The organism is Actinoplanes sp. URMC 104 (assembly GCF_051386375.1).
Taxonomy (GTDB): Bacteria; Actinomycetota; Actinomycetes; order Mycobacteriales; family Micromonosporaceae; genus Actinoplanes.
In genome coordinates this window covers 1,010,294-1,023,998 of sequence record NZ_JBPQTO010000002.1, presented here as the reverse complement: position 1 = coordinate 1,023,998, position 13,705 = coordinate 1,010,294, and the positions used below count along the sequence as shown (strand labels likewise).

The following is a 13,705-nucleotide window of genomic DNA, read 5'->3' as shown; positions in this document are numbered from 1 at the left end:
TTACAAGGGTGTAAGTCATCCACAGGTTGGGGTTTCCCTCCCCGGTTATCCACAGGCGGTGAACGGCGCTCGCTGGTGAGACACCAGCGGCTCGCCGTGCTTCGCCATGCCCGGATTCCGGCTCGGAGGGTGCCGGAGGGAGTCCACGGTGCGCTGCCCGTACTGTCGCCACGCCGATTCTCGGGTGGTCGACTCGCGCGAGGCCGACGACGGTCAGCTGATCCGCCGTCGTCGATCGTGCCCCGAGTGCGGCAAGCGATTCACCACGGTCGAGGAGGCCGTCCTCGCCGTCGTGAAGCGCAGCGGCGTCACGGAGCCCTTCAGCCGCACGAAGATCATGAGCGGCGTCCGCAAGGCCTGTCAGGGCCGCCCGGTCGACGAGGACTCGATCGCGCTGCTCGCGCAGAAGGTCGAGGAGACCGTCCGGGCCAAGGGCGCGGCCGAGGTGCCCAGCCACGAGGTGGGGCTGGCGATCCTCACCCCGCTGCGGGAGCTCGACCAGGTGGCTTATCTCCGGTTCGCCAGCGTCTACAAGTCCTTCGACTCGCTCGACGAGTTCGAGAAGGAGATCGCCGCGCTGCGTGAGGCGCCGGCCGTCCGTGAGTCCGGGCGCCATCCGGTGGCGCCGCGACCGAGCGGTCGCGCGCCCAAGATCAACAGCTGAATAGGTTTGCAGAAGGAACGAGGGGGAGCAGTATGGCCGGGGACGGCATCACAGCAGGTCGGCAGCGCAGCCGGGCGAACGGCTCGAGCGCGGCCGGCGGGGGGCTGCGGGTCGAGCGGGTCTGGACGACCGAGGGCGTCCACCCGTACGACGAGGTGGAATGGGAGCGCCGCGACGTCGTCATGACGAACTGGCGCGACGGCTCGATCAACTTCGAGCAGAAGGGCGTCGAGTTCCCGACCGCGTGGAGTGTCAACGCGGCGAACATCGTCACCACCAAGTACTTCCGGGGCGCCGTCGGCACGCCCGAGCGCGAGTGGTCGCTCAAGCAGCTGATCGACCGGGTGGTCTCGACCTACCGCAAGGCCGGCGAGACGAACGGTTACTTCGCGAGCCCGGCGGACGCCGAGGTGTTCGACCACGAGCTGACCTGGATGCTGCTGCACCAGGTGTTCAGCTTCAACTCCCCGGTCTGGTTCAACGTCGGCACCAAGTCGCCGCAGCAGGTCAGCGCGTGCTTCATCCTGTCGGTCGACGACTCGATGGACTCGATCCTCGACTGGTACAAGGAGGAGGGGCTGATCTTCAAGGGCGGCTCCGGCTCCGGCGTCAACCTCTCCCGCATCCGCTCGTCCAAGGAACTGCTGTCGTCCGGGGGGACCGCCAGCGGACCGGTGAGCTTCATGCGGGGCGCCGACGCGAGCGCCGGGACGATCAAGTCCGGTGGCGCCACCCGCCGCGCGGCCAAGATGGTCATCCTCGACGTCGACCACCCCGACATCGAGGAGTTCGTCCGGACCAAGGCGCGCGAGGAAGACAAGATCCGCGCGCTGCGCGACGCCGGTTTCGACATGGACCTCGGCGGCGACGACATCGTCTCCGTGCAGTACCAGAACGCCAACAACTCGGTGCGAGTCAGCGACGAGTTCATGAAGGCGTACGAGGAGGGCACCGAGTTCGGCCTGCGGGGCCGGCTCGACGGCGAGGTCATCGAGACCGTCGACGCCAAGAAGCTCTTCCGCGACATCGCCCAGGCCGCCTGGGAGTGCGCCGACCCCGGCCTGCAGTACGACGACACCATCAACGACTGGCACACCAACCCCGAGACCGGCCGGATCACCGCGTCCAACCCCTGCTCGGAGTACATGTCGCTGGACGACTCGTCCTGCAACCTGGCGTCGCTGAACCTCATGAAGTTCCTCAAGGCCGACGGCGGCTTCGAGGTCGAGAAGTTCACCAAGAGCGTCGAGTTCATCATCACCGCGATGGAGATCTCGATCTCGTTCGCCGACTTCCCGACCGAGAAGATCGGCATCACCACCCGCGCCTACCGCCAGCTCGGCATCGGCTACGCCAACATCGGCGCCCTGCTGATGGCCTCGGGCCTGCCGTACGACTCGGAGGCCGGCCGCGGGGTCGCCGCCGCCATCACCTCGCTGATGACCGGCACCGCGTACCGCCGCTCCGCCGAGATCGCCGGCGTCGTCGGCCCCTACGAGGGCTACGCCCGCAACGCCGAGGCGCACAAGCGGGTCATGCGCAAGCACGCCGCCGCCAACGACGACATCCGTCCGACCAGCGCGGTCGCCACCGACATCGTCCGTGAGGCCACCAAGCAGTGGCAGGAGGGCCTGCGGATCGGCGAGAAGAACGGCTGGCGCAACGCCCAGGCGTCGGTGCTCGCCCCGACCGGCACCATCGGCCTGATGATGGACTGCGACACCACCGGCATCGAGCCCGACCTGGCCCTGGTCAAGTTCAAGAAGCTCGTCGGCGGCGGCTCGATGCAGATCGTCAACCAGACCGTGCCGCGCGCGCTGCGCAGCCTCGGCTACCCCGAGGAGCAGGTCGAGGCGATCGTCGAGCACATCTCCGACCACGGCAACGTCGTCGACGCGCCGGGCCTCAAGCCCGAGCACTACGCGGTCTTCGACTGCGCCATGGGTGAGCGCGCGATCGCCCCGATGGGCCACGTGCGCATGATGGCCGCGGTGCAGCCGTTCATCTCGGGCGCCATCTCCAAGACGGTCAACATGCCCGAGTCGGCGACCGTCGAGGAGATCGAGAACATCCACTACCAGGGCTGGAAGCTCGGCCTCAAGGCGCTCGCGATCTACCGCGACAACTGCAAGGTCGGCCAGCCGCTGTCGGCCGCCGGGTCGAAGAAGGCCTCGACGTCGACCGAGGCCGCGCCGGCCGCCTCCACCGAGGTGGAGAAGGTCGTCGAGAAGGTCATCGAGTACCGCCCGGTCCGCAAGCGGCTGCCGAAGAAGCGCCCGTCCGAGACGGTGTCGTTCTCGGTCGGCGGCGCCGAGGGCTACCTCACCGCGTCGTCCTACCCGGACGACGGCCTCGGCGAGGTCTTCCTCAAGATGTCGAAGCAGGGTTCGACGCTGGCGGGCGTCATGGACGCCTTCTCGGTGGCGATCTCCATAGGGCTGCAGTACGGCGTGCCGCTCGAGACGTACGTCAGCAAGTTCACCAACATGCGCTTCGAGCCGGCCGGCATGACCGACGACCCGGACGTGCGCATGGCGTCCTCGGTGATGGACTACATCTTCCGTCGCCTGGCGCTGGACTTCCTGCCCTACGACACCCGGGCCGACCTGGGCATCTTCACGGCGAAGGAGCGCGCCGCGCAGGTGCAGGCCGAGGCAGCCGCCGAGGCGGCCGCGGTCGACCTGGCCGGCATGGCCGCGTCCGCGCCGGTGTCCGCCCCCGTCGGCGCGGCCACCGCACCGGCCGACGCCAAGGCCCCGACCGCGGACGAGGCCGACAAGGCCGCGCCCACCTCGGTCGGCTCGTCCACCGAGCTGTTCGAGATCGTGACGGGCCAGTCCGCCGACGCGCCGCTCTGCTTCACCTGCGGCACCAAGATGCGCCGCGCCGGCAGCTGCTACGTCTGCGAGGGCTGCGGCTCGACCTCCGGCTGCAGCTGAAATGAGAAAGTTGAAGCATGTCTCCCGTGAGTACCTCCTAAGAGGATTTACTGGTTGACATCGCTCCTGGTGAAGGCCTAAAGCATATGCCTCCCGCCCGCTTCTGGGCGGGAGGCATCTGCTTCTGGGGTGCGAACATCCGGAAGAACATTCCAGTCGTCGTCTGGGCGAGCTCGCTGTCCTCGGCGAAGCGCCGAGCGCCGCAGAACTGTTCGACAAAAGGTTCGCCACCTGAGGCCTACTCCCGATCCGGCAGGGGAAGACGAATGATCGACTCACCCGATCCGGCTCAGTGGCAGACCGACAAGCTGAATGCGCTACGCCTCGGCCGACGGCTGGTAACCGAGGTGGCTTCCTCGGGACCGGGGCGGAGGGCCTTCGTCGACATCCGGCCGGTTGCCGCCGATGCCGATCATGCCGCCAACCGGGAAGGCTGGGCTCGGCCCGACCGTGATCGCACCTTCGAGCTGGCGCACTGGGAGTACGACGCCGAACAGCTGGATGGTTTCGACTACGACATCGGCGCGGTACTCGTGCGCTCTGCGGCCGTTGTAGGCGAAGAAGCGCTCGCCGCGCTTCTCCATTCGTGGGATCTCCCGCCAGGCCGCTTTCAGCACCCTTGGCAAACCGATGACCCGAGGTGAGCAGATCGCGGCAGTAGACAACATCCGCTTCCGAGTGACTGCGATGACTGACGACCCAAACTCTCAGCCTGGTCGGCCGCGGTTGGTCAGGGAAACCTGTGGCAACTCGCAGGCTGGTTGCCCCTCGGTGGCCCCCGCGTGAGTGATGCGCGGGGGCCGTGGGTCGGGCTATTCGGAGTACAGGGTGACGAGCGCCGACGGCACGATGAAGCCTCTAGCTGGCCGATAGCCAGCGACGTCCGGGTCGTAATCCGGGTAGAACGGCTCGATCGCATCGGACGCGATCTCCCCACGATCACGCATCAGCTGGGCGATCCGCTTGATCGGTCGAGTGAAGCCCTTGAGTTGGCGACTGGGGTCGTATTCGCCGAGCTCATACACCGTCTCCCGGCTGACGAAGCCGCCGTTCGCGACGGCCGCCTCAAAGGCCTTCGCAACGACCCAGCCGCGCTCGACGGACAGTCGGCTCAGAAGCCTTGTCAGCGCCGCCTTTGTCCAGCCGTGATCCTCGTTGTAATCGTCGGCTTCGGTAACCTTGACGACCACATCGATGACGTCGTTGATCGCGCTCAGCAGTGCATGGCGGTGGTGCGGTGCCCATCCCGTGACGTCTACAACTACCTGCTCTCGTGGAGCAGCGATCGCGGATTGCATGAGAGCATCTCCTTGTCTGGTCCGAGGGCGTCGCAGGCTACCAACCACAGGTGCCCCGGACCGGGCTCTAGTGTTTGCTCGCACGACTCTACAGTTGATGCACATACCGAGCAAGGTGTCGCTACGTGAGGGCGTGTTAAGGCGCTTTGCGGTGGGAAGTCGCGGCGTTAGGCGGCAGGCGATCGAGCGTTCGGATAGCTGCATCCTCTCTACTGTTCAATCTGAAGCGGCGTAGTGGTCGCTGCTTGGATGCTGGCTTGTCCAGTCGTGGTTCGAGTACTGCTTCTCGGGTTCAGGCGTGGCGCGACTCGAGGAAACGAATCAAGGCGAGCAACCGACGGCTCGGGTCGCGGGTGTTCGTTCGCTGACGGATGGCGGTCCCTGTCAACTGCGCGAGACGATCACGGAGATTTGAGACGTGCCAGGAGACAGCGGTACTGAAGAGACACCCCCATAGTTCCCGGGAACAGCTGAGCCCGACCGAAGGCGTTCCCCCGGGCTTCAATGCCCTGGGGGAACGCCTTCGGCGCTACTACGGTGGGTTCCGTGCTTGAGCCTGATCGACTTCTCGCAGCCTTGGAGGACGGCGCTCCCGCGCTCCCGCCCGTGATCTCGCCGCACGACGTCGTCGTCGCGGCGGCCGGCACCTGGGGCCGGTACGGCTCGGTGGTCGTCCTCTCGCGTGACTGGGAGGAGGACAACGCGCTGCTCGACGACGTCTATCTGCTGGAACGCTTGCCGGACGGCCGATGGCCGGCTCCGAACGGCTCGTCGGGATCCGGCATGCCGGAGTGGGTGCTCGACCGTCCCGACGGTCCGCTGCCGGACACCCGCGGCAGCCACCTGGTGAACCTCGGCGCCCAGCTGGCCGCCGTCGGTGGCCGCTGGTTGGCGGAGCTGACCGTCATGGCCAGCCGCGCCGTCACCACCGTCGAGGTGCGCTACGGCGGTGCCGAGATCACCGTCCCCGTTCCGCCCAGTGGCCTGGTGACGCTGCCCGGGCTGATCCGCTCGCCCGATGACGTCGCCGAGTTCCGAGGCTTCGACGAGGCCGGAAACGTGCGGGGCGTCGAGCGCTACTTCCCCCTGACCGAGCACGACCGCCGCATGGGCTGGCCCGACGAGTCGTTGTGGGCCTCGTAGCGCCGGCCCAGGGGGCGGCAGGTTTAACGTGTAAGTTGAGGTGGTGACCGCTACGGAGCTCGATCGCCCGCGAGTCGAACGAGCGAAGGTAGCGGTCGGCCTCACCTTCGCGACCAACGGCCTCGCATTTGCCGGCTGGCTGGCCCGCGCCCCCGCCGTCCGCGACGGCCTCCATCTGTCGGTCGGCGGATTCGGTCTGCTCCTGCTCTGTCTGTCCGCCGCCGCGGTCGCCGCCATTCCGCTGGCCGGCCCGCTCGTCCAGCGTGTCGGCCCGGCCCGCGCCGTGCTCATCGGCAGCACGTCGATGGTCCTCGGGCTCACCGGCCTGGCCACCGGCACGCTCCTCGGTTCCGTCCCGCTGGCCGGCCTCGGCCTCGTGCTGACCGGCATGGGCAACAGCACGTGGGACGTGGCCATGAACGTCGAGGGCGCCGACGTCGAACGCCGCCTCGGCCGCACGATCATGCCGCGCTTCCACGCCGGCTTCAGCCTCGGCACCGTGCTCGGCGCCTCCTTCAGCGCCGTGGCCGCAGCCGCCGCCCTGCCGATCTGGGCGCAGCTCTACATCACCGCCGCGCTGGCCGCGGCCGTCACGGCACCGACCGTCCGGAGGTTCCTTCCCTACCAGCCCCTGCCTGCCGGTCAGAAGCCCGCGATGAGCGTCGGCCGCGCGTGGCGGGAGCCCCGCACTGTCCTCATCGGCCTCGTCATGCTCGGCTTCGGCTTCACCGAGGGCACCGCGAACGACTGGCTCGCCATCGGCCTGGTCGACGGCTACCACGCCGGCGAGACCGTCGGCGCTGTCGCATTCGGCAGCTTTGTCACCGCGATGACGCTGGGCCGGCTGTTCGGCGGCTACGCCATCGAACGCTGGGGCCGGGTCATCACGCTCCGCGTCACCGCGGTCTCCGCCGCGCTCGGCTTGTTCCTGGTCGTCGCGGAGGTCGCCGTCCCGGTCGCGATCGCCGGCGCCCTGCTCTGGGGCGCGGGCGCATCGCTCGGCTTCCCGATCGGCATGAGCTCCGCGGCCGACGACCCCGCCCGCGCCGCGATCCGCGTGTCCGTGGCCGGATCTGTCGGATATGGCGCCTTCCTCGCCGGCCCACCCCTGATCGGGCTGCTGGCCGAACACTTCGGCGTCCTGCGCGCCATCCTCTGCGTCTTCGGCGCCCTCGCCATCGGCCTGCTCGCCTCCGCCGCGACCAGACCCCTGCCGCCGTCCCGGAACTGACCGGTAGGCGTGGGCGGCTACTCCCCGCGGAGGAAGTCGGTGATCAGGCCGGCGAGCACGGCCGGCTGCTCGATCACCATGGCGTGCGAGGCGTCGGCCAGCTGCAGGTAGCGGGGATGTCCCGCCGCGCGCACCTGCTCGAGCAGGTAGCGCCGGTGGGCCTCGTAGAGCTCGGCGAACGGCTCCTGCGCGGGCAGGTTGCGGGTGGCGAGCACGACCAGCTCGGGGCACGACGTCCCCGCGTACACCGGCCCGAGGTCGAGCGAGTTCATCAACGTACGCAGCTGGGTGGTGACCGCCGCGGAGGGACGGATCGAGGTCTCGCCGTTCTCGTGGGCGAGGTTCCGCCGGAATCCCTCGATCCACACCTTCTCGTTGGCACCCATGTCGCGCGCCGCCGCGCGTTGGCGCTCCACCAGGTCGGCCAGCTGGTCGGCCTCGATCACCTGGCCCGCCTGGGTCTCCACCTGGTCGAACACGGCATGCAACCGGGCCAGCTCGGCCGCCGCCTTCTCGGGGTCCAGCCCCGGCAGCTGGTCGGGCGAGGTGGGCGGCGGATTGCCGTCCAGGCTCACCACCCCGGGCGCCTCCGGATGGCGCTGGCCCCACAGCGCCGCCAGCATGCCGCCCAGCGAGTGCCCGACCACGGCCGGCCGCTCGATCTCCATCTGCACGCAGACCGCCGCCAGGTCGCCGAGCGCCGTGTCCCACGACGTCCAGGCGCCCTCACCCGACCGCCCGTGTCCGCGCAGGTCCACCGTGATCACCCGGTGATGGGGGCGCAGCGCCCGGGCCAGCGTCGTCATCATCGCCAGATTGCCCCCGGCGCCGTGTAGCAGGAGCAGCGGCGGCTCGTCCCCGCCGAAGTCGCGCACCGCGAGCGGAACGTCGCCCGCGTCGATCAGCCGGTCGTTGATCATCACAGTCCCCCATCAGAAGAAGCGCGGAGCCGATCGCGTACGGCCACCGACGGCACGCCGCCATCCGGATGCCGCGGCAGCCGCCCCCGCCGTACGAGATCATGGACGCCCTGGCGGGTGATGCCGAGCATCGCGCCCGCGGTCGCGTACGAGATCGACTCGGCCCAGGGATGCCCCACCCGACGGGCCACCACCTGCCCCAGCGGCGTGGCCCACCAGTCGGCCGGCGGATCGAACGGCCCGTCCGCCGGATAGAGCGCCGCGATCAGCCGCGCGAGCGCCATGGTCGCAGCCGTGTCGTCGTCCCCGCCGATCGTCGCCGCCCACCCCCGCGCCCGCAGCCGCGCCAGCTGCCGCAACGCGTCCACGGCGTCGTCGCCCTCGAGCAGGATCTCGAGCGGATCGAGCAGGCGTACGTCGAGGAGCCGCGCGATCTGCTCGACGAGCGCATCGTCCCGGGCCATGCCGCCATCCTCCCGGTGCTTGACGACGAGTGTCAAGTACGTACAGTCGGACAGGTGGATCAGCGTGCGCCCCGGGACCTGACCGAGCCGCACCCCTCGCGGCTGCCGCTCGACCATCCCCGCCGCGCCGAGATCCTCGACCGGCACGCCGCCGCCCTGACCGCGGGCGAGCCGGGCTACCTCGATCCGGACACGGGCCTGTTCGTGCTCACGGCCGGCTTCCTCGCTCGCCGCGGCACGTGCTGCGGCCGGGGGTGCCGCCACTGCCCGTACACCGAAGGCCCTTGAAAACACCTCAGCCGCCGCCGTGTCCGGAGAGGACACGACGGCGGCCGAGGGAACGTCAGCGCGCCGCGACGAAGACCCGCGACGCCACCTCGCGAGGCAGCCGGATCTTGTCGCCGGAGCGGTCTATGGTGACGCCGTCGCGCTCCTGGGCCACCGTCACGGTCGTGCCCGGGTCGATGCCCGCGGCGTGCAGCTGGCGCAGCACGTCGGCGTTGGTCTGCACGCTCTCGCAGATGCGCTGGACCACCACGGTGCCCGACAGGCCCGGGAAGGCCAGGTTGCGCTCGCCGACGCTGACCTGCGCGGCGCTGCTCTCGACGGGCTCCTCGTCGGGGACGCCGAGTGCCTCGAGCCCCGGGATCGGGTTGCCGTAGGGCGAGCGGGTCGGCTTGTTGAGCAGCTCGTAGACCTTCTTCTCGACCGTGTCGCTCATCACGTGCTCCCAGCGGCAGGCCTCCTCGTGGGCCTCCTCGTAGGGCATGCCGATCACGTTGACGAGCAGCAGCTCGGCCAGGCGGTGCTTGCGCATGACGGACACGGCGGTGGTCCGGCCGTCGTCGGTGAGCACCAGGTGCCGGTCGTTCTCGACGGTCAGGAGGCCGTCGCGCTCCATGCGCGCGACCGTCTGGCTGACCGTGGGACCACTCTGATGCAGGCGCTCGGCGATGCGCGCGCGCAGCGGCGGCACGCCCTCCTCCTCGAGCTCGAGGATGGTGCGCAGATACATCTCCGTGGTGTCGACAAGGTCGTGTTTGTGCAGCGACGTCTTCATGCTCCGACCTCCAAGCGGTCGCGGCGGACCACCAGCTCGCCAGGGCTGCTGACGACGGAAAAATTCACAATGCGGCCCTCCCAGCAGCGATAATACCTCGTCACCGGGGGTTGACAGATAACCCGAGCAGGTGCACGAAGCTTACCCGACCATTCCGGCAACCGACGCGTACGGAAACTGTCGGACGGGCGTGGCAGCATGACGGTCATGGTGGATGCGACGACCACGGTGGTGTGGGATCGAGCGCTGCTCGGCTACGACATGGGCGATCACCCGCTCAATCCGGTGCGCGTCGAGCTCACCATGGCGCTCGCCCGCGAGCTCGGCATTCTCGACCGGCCCGGGGTGCGCATGGTCACACCCGAGCCCGCGACCGAGGCCGACCTGACCCGCATCCACCACGCCGACTACCTCGATGCCGTACGCCATGCCCCGGTCGACCCGTTCTTCAGCGGCTGGGGCCTCAACACGCCGGACAACCCCGTCTTCGAGGGCATGCACGAGGCCTCCGCCCGCATCTGCGGCGCGAGCATCGCGGCCGCCGAGGCTGTCTGGCACGGCACGACGACCCGCGCCGTCAACGTGGCCGGCGGGCTGCACCACGCTCAGGCAGCCCGCGCCTCCGGCTTCTGCGTCTACAACGATCCGGCCGTCGCGATCGCCCGCCTGCTCGACCAGGGCGCTCAGCGGGTGGCCTATGTGGATGTCGACGTCCACCACGGCGACGGCGTGCAGGCCGCCTTCTATCACGACCCCCGGGTGCTGACGGTGAGCCTGCACGAGACGCCGCTCACCCTCTTCCCGGGCACGGGCTTCGCCGACGAGACGGGCGGCCCGGGCGCGGAGGGCTCGGCGGTCAACATCCCGCTCCCGCCCGGCACCGGCGACGCGGGCTGGCTGCGTGCCTTCCGCGCCATCGTGCCCTCGGTGCTGCGCGCGTTCGCACCCGAGATCATCTTCAGCCAGTGCGGCGCCGACGCGCACCACCTCGACCCCCTCGCCAACCTGCGGCTCACCGTCGACGGTCAGCGCGCGGCCTACCTCGCGATGCGCGACCTGGCCGACGAGCTGTGCGACGGCCGCTGGGTGGCGATGGGCGGCGGGGGATACGCGCTGGCCGAGGTCGTCCCGCGCGCCTGGTCCCACCTGCTCGCGACGGCCACCGGCGACCCGATCGACCCGGCCACCCGCATCCCGGCCGCCTGGCGCCGCCTCGCCGCCGAGCGCTGCCCCCGGTCGGACATTCCCGAGACGATGACCGACGGCGCCGAGCCACAGGTCGAGCACTGGCAGCCGGGCACCACGCCCGACGCGGTCGACCGCGCGATCCTCGCCAGCCGGATGGCGGTCTTCCCGCTGCACGGCCTCGACCCCCACGATCCCCGCGACTGACCGCCGAGCGCCGAGAGGAGGAGAGCGACATGGACCTCAGCGCGGACGTCCTGCTCTCCGACGGCACAGCCGTCCACATGCGACAGATCCAGCCCTCGGACGCGCCCGCCATCGTGGAGTTCCACTCCCGCATGAGCGACCGTACGCGCTACCTGCGCTACTTCTCGCCCTATCCGCGCATTCCGGAGCGCGACCTCGAACGCTTCGTCAACGTCGACCATCACGATCGCGAGGCCTTCGTGATCGTCACCGGCCGGCGCATCATGGCGGTCGGCCGCTACGAGCGCCTCGGCCCGGGCTCGCCCGACGCCGAGGTCGCGTTCGTGGTGGAGGACGCGCATCAAGGTCGCGGCATCGGCTCCGTCCTGCTCGAGCACCTCGCCGACACCGCACGCGCCAACGGCATCAGCCGCTTCGTCGCCGAGGTGCTGCCCGAGAACGGCGGCATGCTCCGCGTGTTCAGCGACTTCGGCTATCAGGTGCAGCGCAAATACGCCGACGGCGTGGTGCACCTCAGCTTCCCGATCGCGCCCACCGAGAAATCGCGGGAGGTGCAGGAGTCGCGTGAGAAGCTCACCGAGGCCCGCTCGATCGCCCGCCTGCTGTCGCCGCGCGCCGTCGCGGTCTACGGCGCCAGCGCGAGCGGCCAGGGCATCGGCGCGGCCCTGCTCGGCCACCTGCGCGACGGCGGCTTCCCCGGTCCGATCGTGCCGGTGCACCCCACCGCCGGGCGGGTGGCCGGTCTGCGCGCGTACCGCTCGGCGGTCGAGGCCGGCGTGACCGTCGACCTCGCGCTCGTGGCCGTTCCGCCCGAGGGGGTGGCCGAGGTGCTCGCCGACGCGGCGGCCAGCGGAGCGGGCGGCCTGGTGGTGATCTCGGCGGGCTTCGCCGAGACCGGGCCCGAGGGCGCGGCGGCGCAACGCTCGCTGATCGAGGGCGCGCACGCCGCCGGGCTGCGCGTGGTGGGTCCCAACAGCATGGGAGTCGCCAACACCGACCCGGACGTACGGCTGAACGCCACGCTCGCCCCGCGACTGCCCGCCGCCGGTCGCGTCGGGTTCTTCAGCCAGAGCGGCGCGCTCGGTGTCGCGCTGCTCGCCGAGGCCGATCGTCGCGGCCTGGGCCTGTCCAGCTTCGTCTCCGCCGGCAACCGCGCCGACGTCTCCGGCAACGACCTGCTGCAGTACTGGCAGGACGACCCGGGCACCGACGTCGTCCTGCTCTACCTGGAGTCGTTCGGCAACCCGCGCAAGTTCGCCCGCCTGGCCCGCCGCATGAGCCGGGTCAAACCCGTGGTCGCGGTCGCCTCCGCCACCCGCCCGCCGGGTCTCGCCGGTGACCTGCCCGGCCCCGACGTGCACGCGGTCACCGCGCTGTTCGCCCGCTCGGGCGTGATCCGCGTCGACACCGTGCAGGAGATGTTCGACATCGGCCTGCTGCTCGCCCACCAGCCGCTGCCCGCCGGTCGTCGCGTGGCCGTGGTCGGCAACTCGTCGGCCCTGTCCGAGCTGGCCGTGGCCGCCTGCCGGGCCAACGGCCTCACCGTCGCCGCGGGCTACCCGATCGACATCAGCCCCCAGGCCGGCGCGCACGACTTCGCCGACGCCCTGGCCGACGCCGCCGTCGACGACCGCGCCGACGCCCTGGTCGTCAGCTTCGCGCCCCCGCTACCCGGCCAGCTCGCCGACGAGGACGCCGACTTCGCCGCCGCGCTGGCCAGCGTCGCGCTCGCCGGCGAGAAACCCACGGTTGCGACGTTCCTGCTCGGCAGCCTGCCCTCGCGCGTCCCCGCCTACCCGTCGGTCGAGGAGGCAGTACGCGCTCTCGCGCGCGTGGCCACGTACGCGGAATGGCTGCGCCGCCCGCCCGGCAAGCTTCCGCTGCTCGAGGGCGTCCGTCCCGAGGCGGCCGTGGTCGACGGCCCGCCCTCCGACCTGCTCGCGGCGTACGGCATCGACGTGGTTCCCTCCACGCTGGCAGCCGACGCCGACCAGGCCGTCGGCGCCGCCTCGGCCCTGGGCTACCCGGTCGCGCTCAAGGCGGCCGGCGGCGCGCTGCGGCACCGCATCGACCTGGGCGCGGTGCGACTGGCGCTGGCCGACGAGGACGACGTCCGTTCGGCGTACGCGGAGCTGGCCGGCGCCTTCGGGCCCGACGTGCTGGTGCAGTCCATGGTCCCCGCGGGCGTGGCCTGCCGCATCGAGGTGATCGAGGACCCCGCCTTCGGCCCCGTCGTGGGGTTCGGCCTCGGCGGCGTCGCCAGCGAACTGCTCGGCGACCTGGCCTGGCGGGCCGCCCCGCTCACCGACCGCGCGGCCGAGGCCCTGGTCGTCGAGCCGCGCGCCGCGCCGCTGCTGCACGGCTACCGCGGCTCCGCGCCGGTGGATCGCGAGGCGCTGATCGACCTGCTGCTGCGCGTGGGCCGCCTCGCCGACGACCATCCGCGGCTGCGCAAGCTCTCGCTCAACCCGGTGCTGGCCCGCCCCGACGGCTACTCGGTGCTGCACGCCGCGACCGAGGTCGGCGACCCCGCGCGCCGCCTCGACACCGGCCCGCGCCGGCTCCGCACCCCCTAGGGCTTCGTCCAGCCACCA

At 70.6% G+C, this 13,705-nt stretch carries 12 protein-coding genes; 8 read left to right on the top strand and 4 right to left on the bottom strand.

Annotation, left to right across the window (positions count from 1 at the left end; translation table 11 throughout):
- Positions 1 to 148: 148 nt before the first annotated feature.
- The 3 genes from nrdR (at position 149) to ACSNN8_RS05700 (ending at position 4,247) form a co-directional block, all read left to right on the top strand.
- Positions 149 to 664 (top strand): transcriptional regulator NrdR, encoded by a 516-nt coding sequence (nrdR, locus tag ACSNN8_RS05710; protein ID WP_436647359.1) that lies wholly within the window; start codon positions 149 to 151, stop codon positions 662 to 664.
- 32 nt (positions 665 to 696) lie between these two features.
- Complete coding sequence (locus ACSNN8_RS05705; protein WP_436647358.1) at positions 697 to 3,603, top strand: vitamin B12-dependent ribonucleotide reductase; 2,907 nt, start codon at positions 697 to 699, stop codon at positions 3,601 to 3,603.
- Between the two features lie 266 nt (positions 3,604 to 3,869).
- Complete coding sequence (locus ACSNN8_RS05700) at positions 3,870 to 4,247, top strand: hypothetical protein (RefSeq protein ID WP_436647356.1); 378 nt, start codon at positions 3,870 to 3,872, stop codon at positions 4,245 to 4,247.
- 168 nt (positions 4,248 to 4,415) lie between these two features.
- On the opposite strand, the gene ACSNN8_RS05695 is transcribed toward ACSNN8_RS05700, so the two are convergent.
- Positions 4,416 to 4,901, bottom strand: coding sequence for a hypothetical protein (locus tag ACSNN8_RS05695; RefSeq protein WP_436647354.1), 486 nt, complete (start codon positions 4,899 to 4,901; stop codon positions 4,416 to 4,418).
- A 546-nt stretch (positions 4,902 to 5,447) separates the two neighbouring features.
- On the opposite strand from ACSNN8_RS05695, the gene ACSNN8_RS05690 reads away from it, so the two are divergent.
- Positions 5,448 to 6,044, top strand: coding sequence for a hypothetical protein (locus tag ACSNN8_RS05690; protein ID WP_436647352.1), 597 nt, complete (start codon positions 5,448 to 5,450; stop codon positions 6,042 to 6,044).
- Positions 6,045 to 6,087: 43 nt separating this feature from the next.
- A complete protein-coding gene (locus tag ACSNN8_RS05685; protein ID WP_436647351.1) occupies positions 6,088 to 7,275 on the top strand; it encodes an MFS transporter in 1,188 nt (395 codons plus the stop codon).
- 17 nt (positions 7,276 to 7,292) lie between these two features.
- Here ACSNN8_RS05685 and ACSNN8_RS05680 read toward each other — a convergent pair whose 3' ends face one another.
- Both ACSNN8_RS05680 and ACSNN8_RS05675 read right to left on the bottom strand, forming a co-directional pair.
- Positions 7,293 to 8,195, bottom strand: coding sequence for an alpha/beta fold hydrolase (locus ACSNN8_RS05680; RefSeq protein WP_436647350.1), 903 nt, complete (start codon positions 8,193 to 8,195; stop codon positions 7,293 to 7,295).
- Positions 8,195 to 8,659: a hypothetical protein gene (locus ACSNN8_RS05675; protein WP_436647348.1), complete on the bottom strand. Its 465-nt coding sequence runs from the start codon at positions 8,657 to 8,659 to the stop codon at positions 8,195 to 8,197. The genes ACSNN8_RS05680 and ACSNN8_RS05675 overlap by 1 nt, the downstream gene beginning before the upstream one ends.
- Positions 8,660 to 8,713: 54 nt before the next feature.
- On the opposite strand from ACSNN8_RS05675, the gene ACSNN8_RS05670 reads away from it, so the two are divergent.
- On the top strand, positions 8,714 to 8,947 hold the full coding sequence (locus tag ACSNN8_RS05670) for a DUF5522 domain-containing protein (RefSeq protein ID WP_436647346.1): 234 nt from the start codon (positions 8,714 to 8,716) through the stop codon (positions 8,945 to 8,947).
- 55 nt (positions 8,948 to 9,002) lie between these two features.
- Here ACSNN8_RS05670 and ACSNN8_RS05665 read toward each other — a convergent pair whose 3' ends face one another.
- On the bottom strand, positions 9,003 to 9,719 hold the full coding sequence (locus ACSNN8_RS05665; protein WP_436647344.1) for a metal-dependent transcriptional regulator: 717 nt from the start codon (positions 9,717 to 9,719) through the stop codon (positions 9,003 to 9,005).
- 207 nt (positions 9,720 to 9,926) lie between these two features.
- On the opposite strand from ACSNN8_RS05665, the gene ACSNN8_RS05660 reads away from it, so the two are divergent.
- Both ACSNN8_RS05660 and ACSNN8_RS05655 read left to right on the top strand, forming a co-directional pair.
- Complete coding sequence (locus ACSNN8_RS05660) at positions 9,927 to 11,111, top strand: acetoin utilization protein AcuC (RefSeq protein ID WP_436647342.1); 1,185 nt, start codon at positions 9,927 to 9,929, stop codon at positions 11,109 to 11,111.
- A gap of 29 nt (positions 11,112 to 11,140) precedes the next feature.
- On the top strand, positions 11,141 to 13,687 hold the full coding sequence (locus ACSNN8_RS05655) for a bifunctional acetate--CoA ligase family protein/GNAT family N-acetyltransferase (protein ID WP_436647341.1): 2,547 nt from the start codon (positions 11,141 to 11,143) through the stop codon (positions 13,685 to 13,687).
- Positions 13,688 to 13,705: the final 18 nt, after the last annotated feature.

Coding starts and splice junctions, on each gene's coding strand:
- ACSNN8_RS05705 (WP_436647358.1), top strand. CDS start 697: ATGGCCGGGGACGGCATCACAGCAGGTCGGCAGCGCAGCCGGGCGAAC.
- ACSNN8_RS05700 (WP_436647356.1), top strand. CDS start 3,870: ATGATCGACTCACCCGATCCGGCTCAGTGGCAGACCGACAAGCTGAAT.
- ACSNN8_RS05695 (WP_436647354.1), bottom strand. CDS start 4,901: ATGCAATCCGCGATCGCTGCTCCACGAGAGCAGGTAGTTGTAGACGTC.
- ACSNN8_RS05680 (WP_436647350.1), bottom strand. CDS start 8,195: ATGATCAACGACCGGCTGATCGACGCGGGCGACGTTCCGCTCGCGGTG.
- ACSNN8_RS05675 (WP_436647348.1), bottom strand. CDS start 8,659: ATGGCCCGGGACGATGCGCTCGTCGAGCAGATCGCGCGGCTCCTCGAC.
- ACSNN8_RS05665 (WP_436647344.1), bottom strand. CDS start 9,719: ATGAAGACGTCGCTGCACAAACACGACCTTGTCGACACCACGGAGATG.
- ACSNN8_RS05660 (WP_436647342.1), top strand. CDS start 9,927: ATGGTGGATGCGACGACCACGGTGGTGTGGGATCGAGCGCTGCTCGGC.
- ACSNN8_RS05655 (WP_436647341.1), top strand. CDS start 11,141: ATGGACCTCAGCGCGGACGTCCTGCTCTCCGACGGCACAGCCGTCCAC.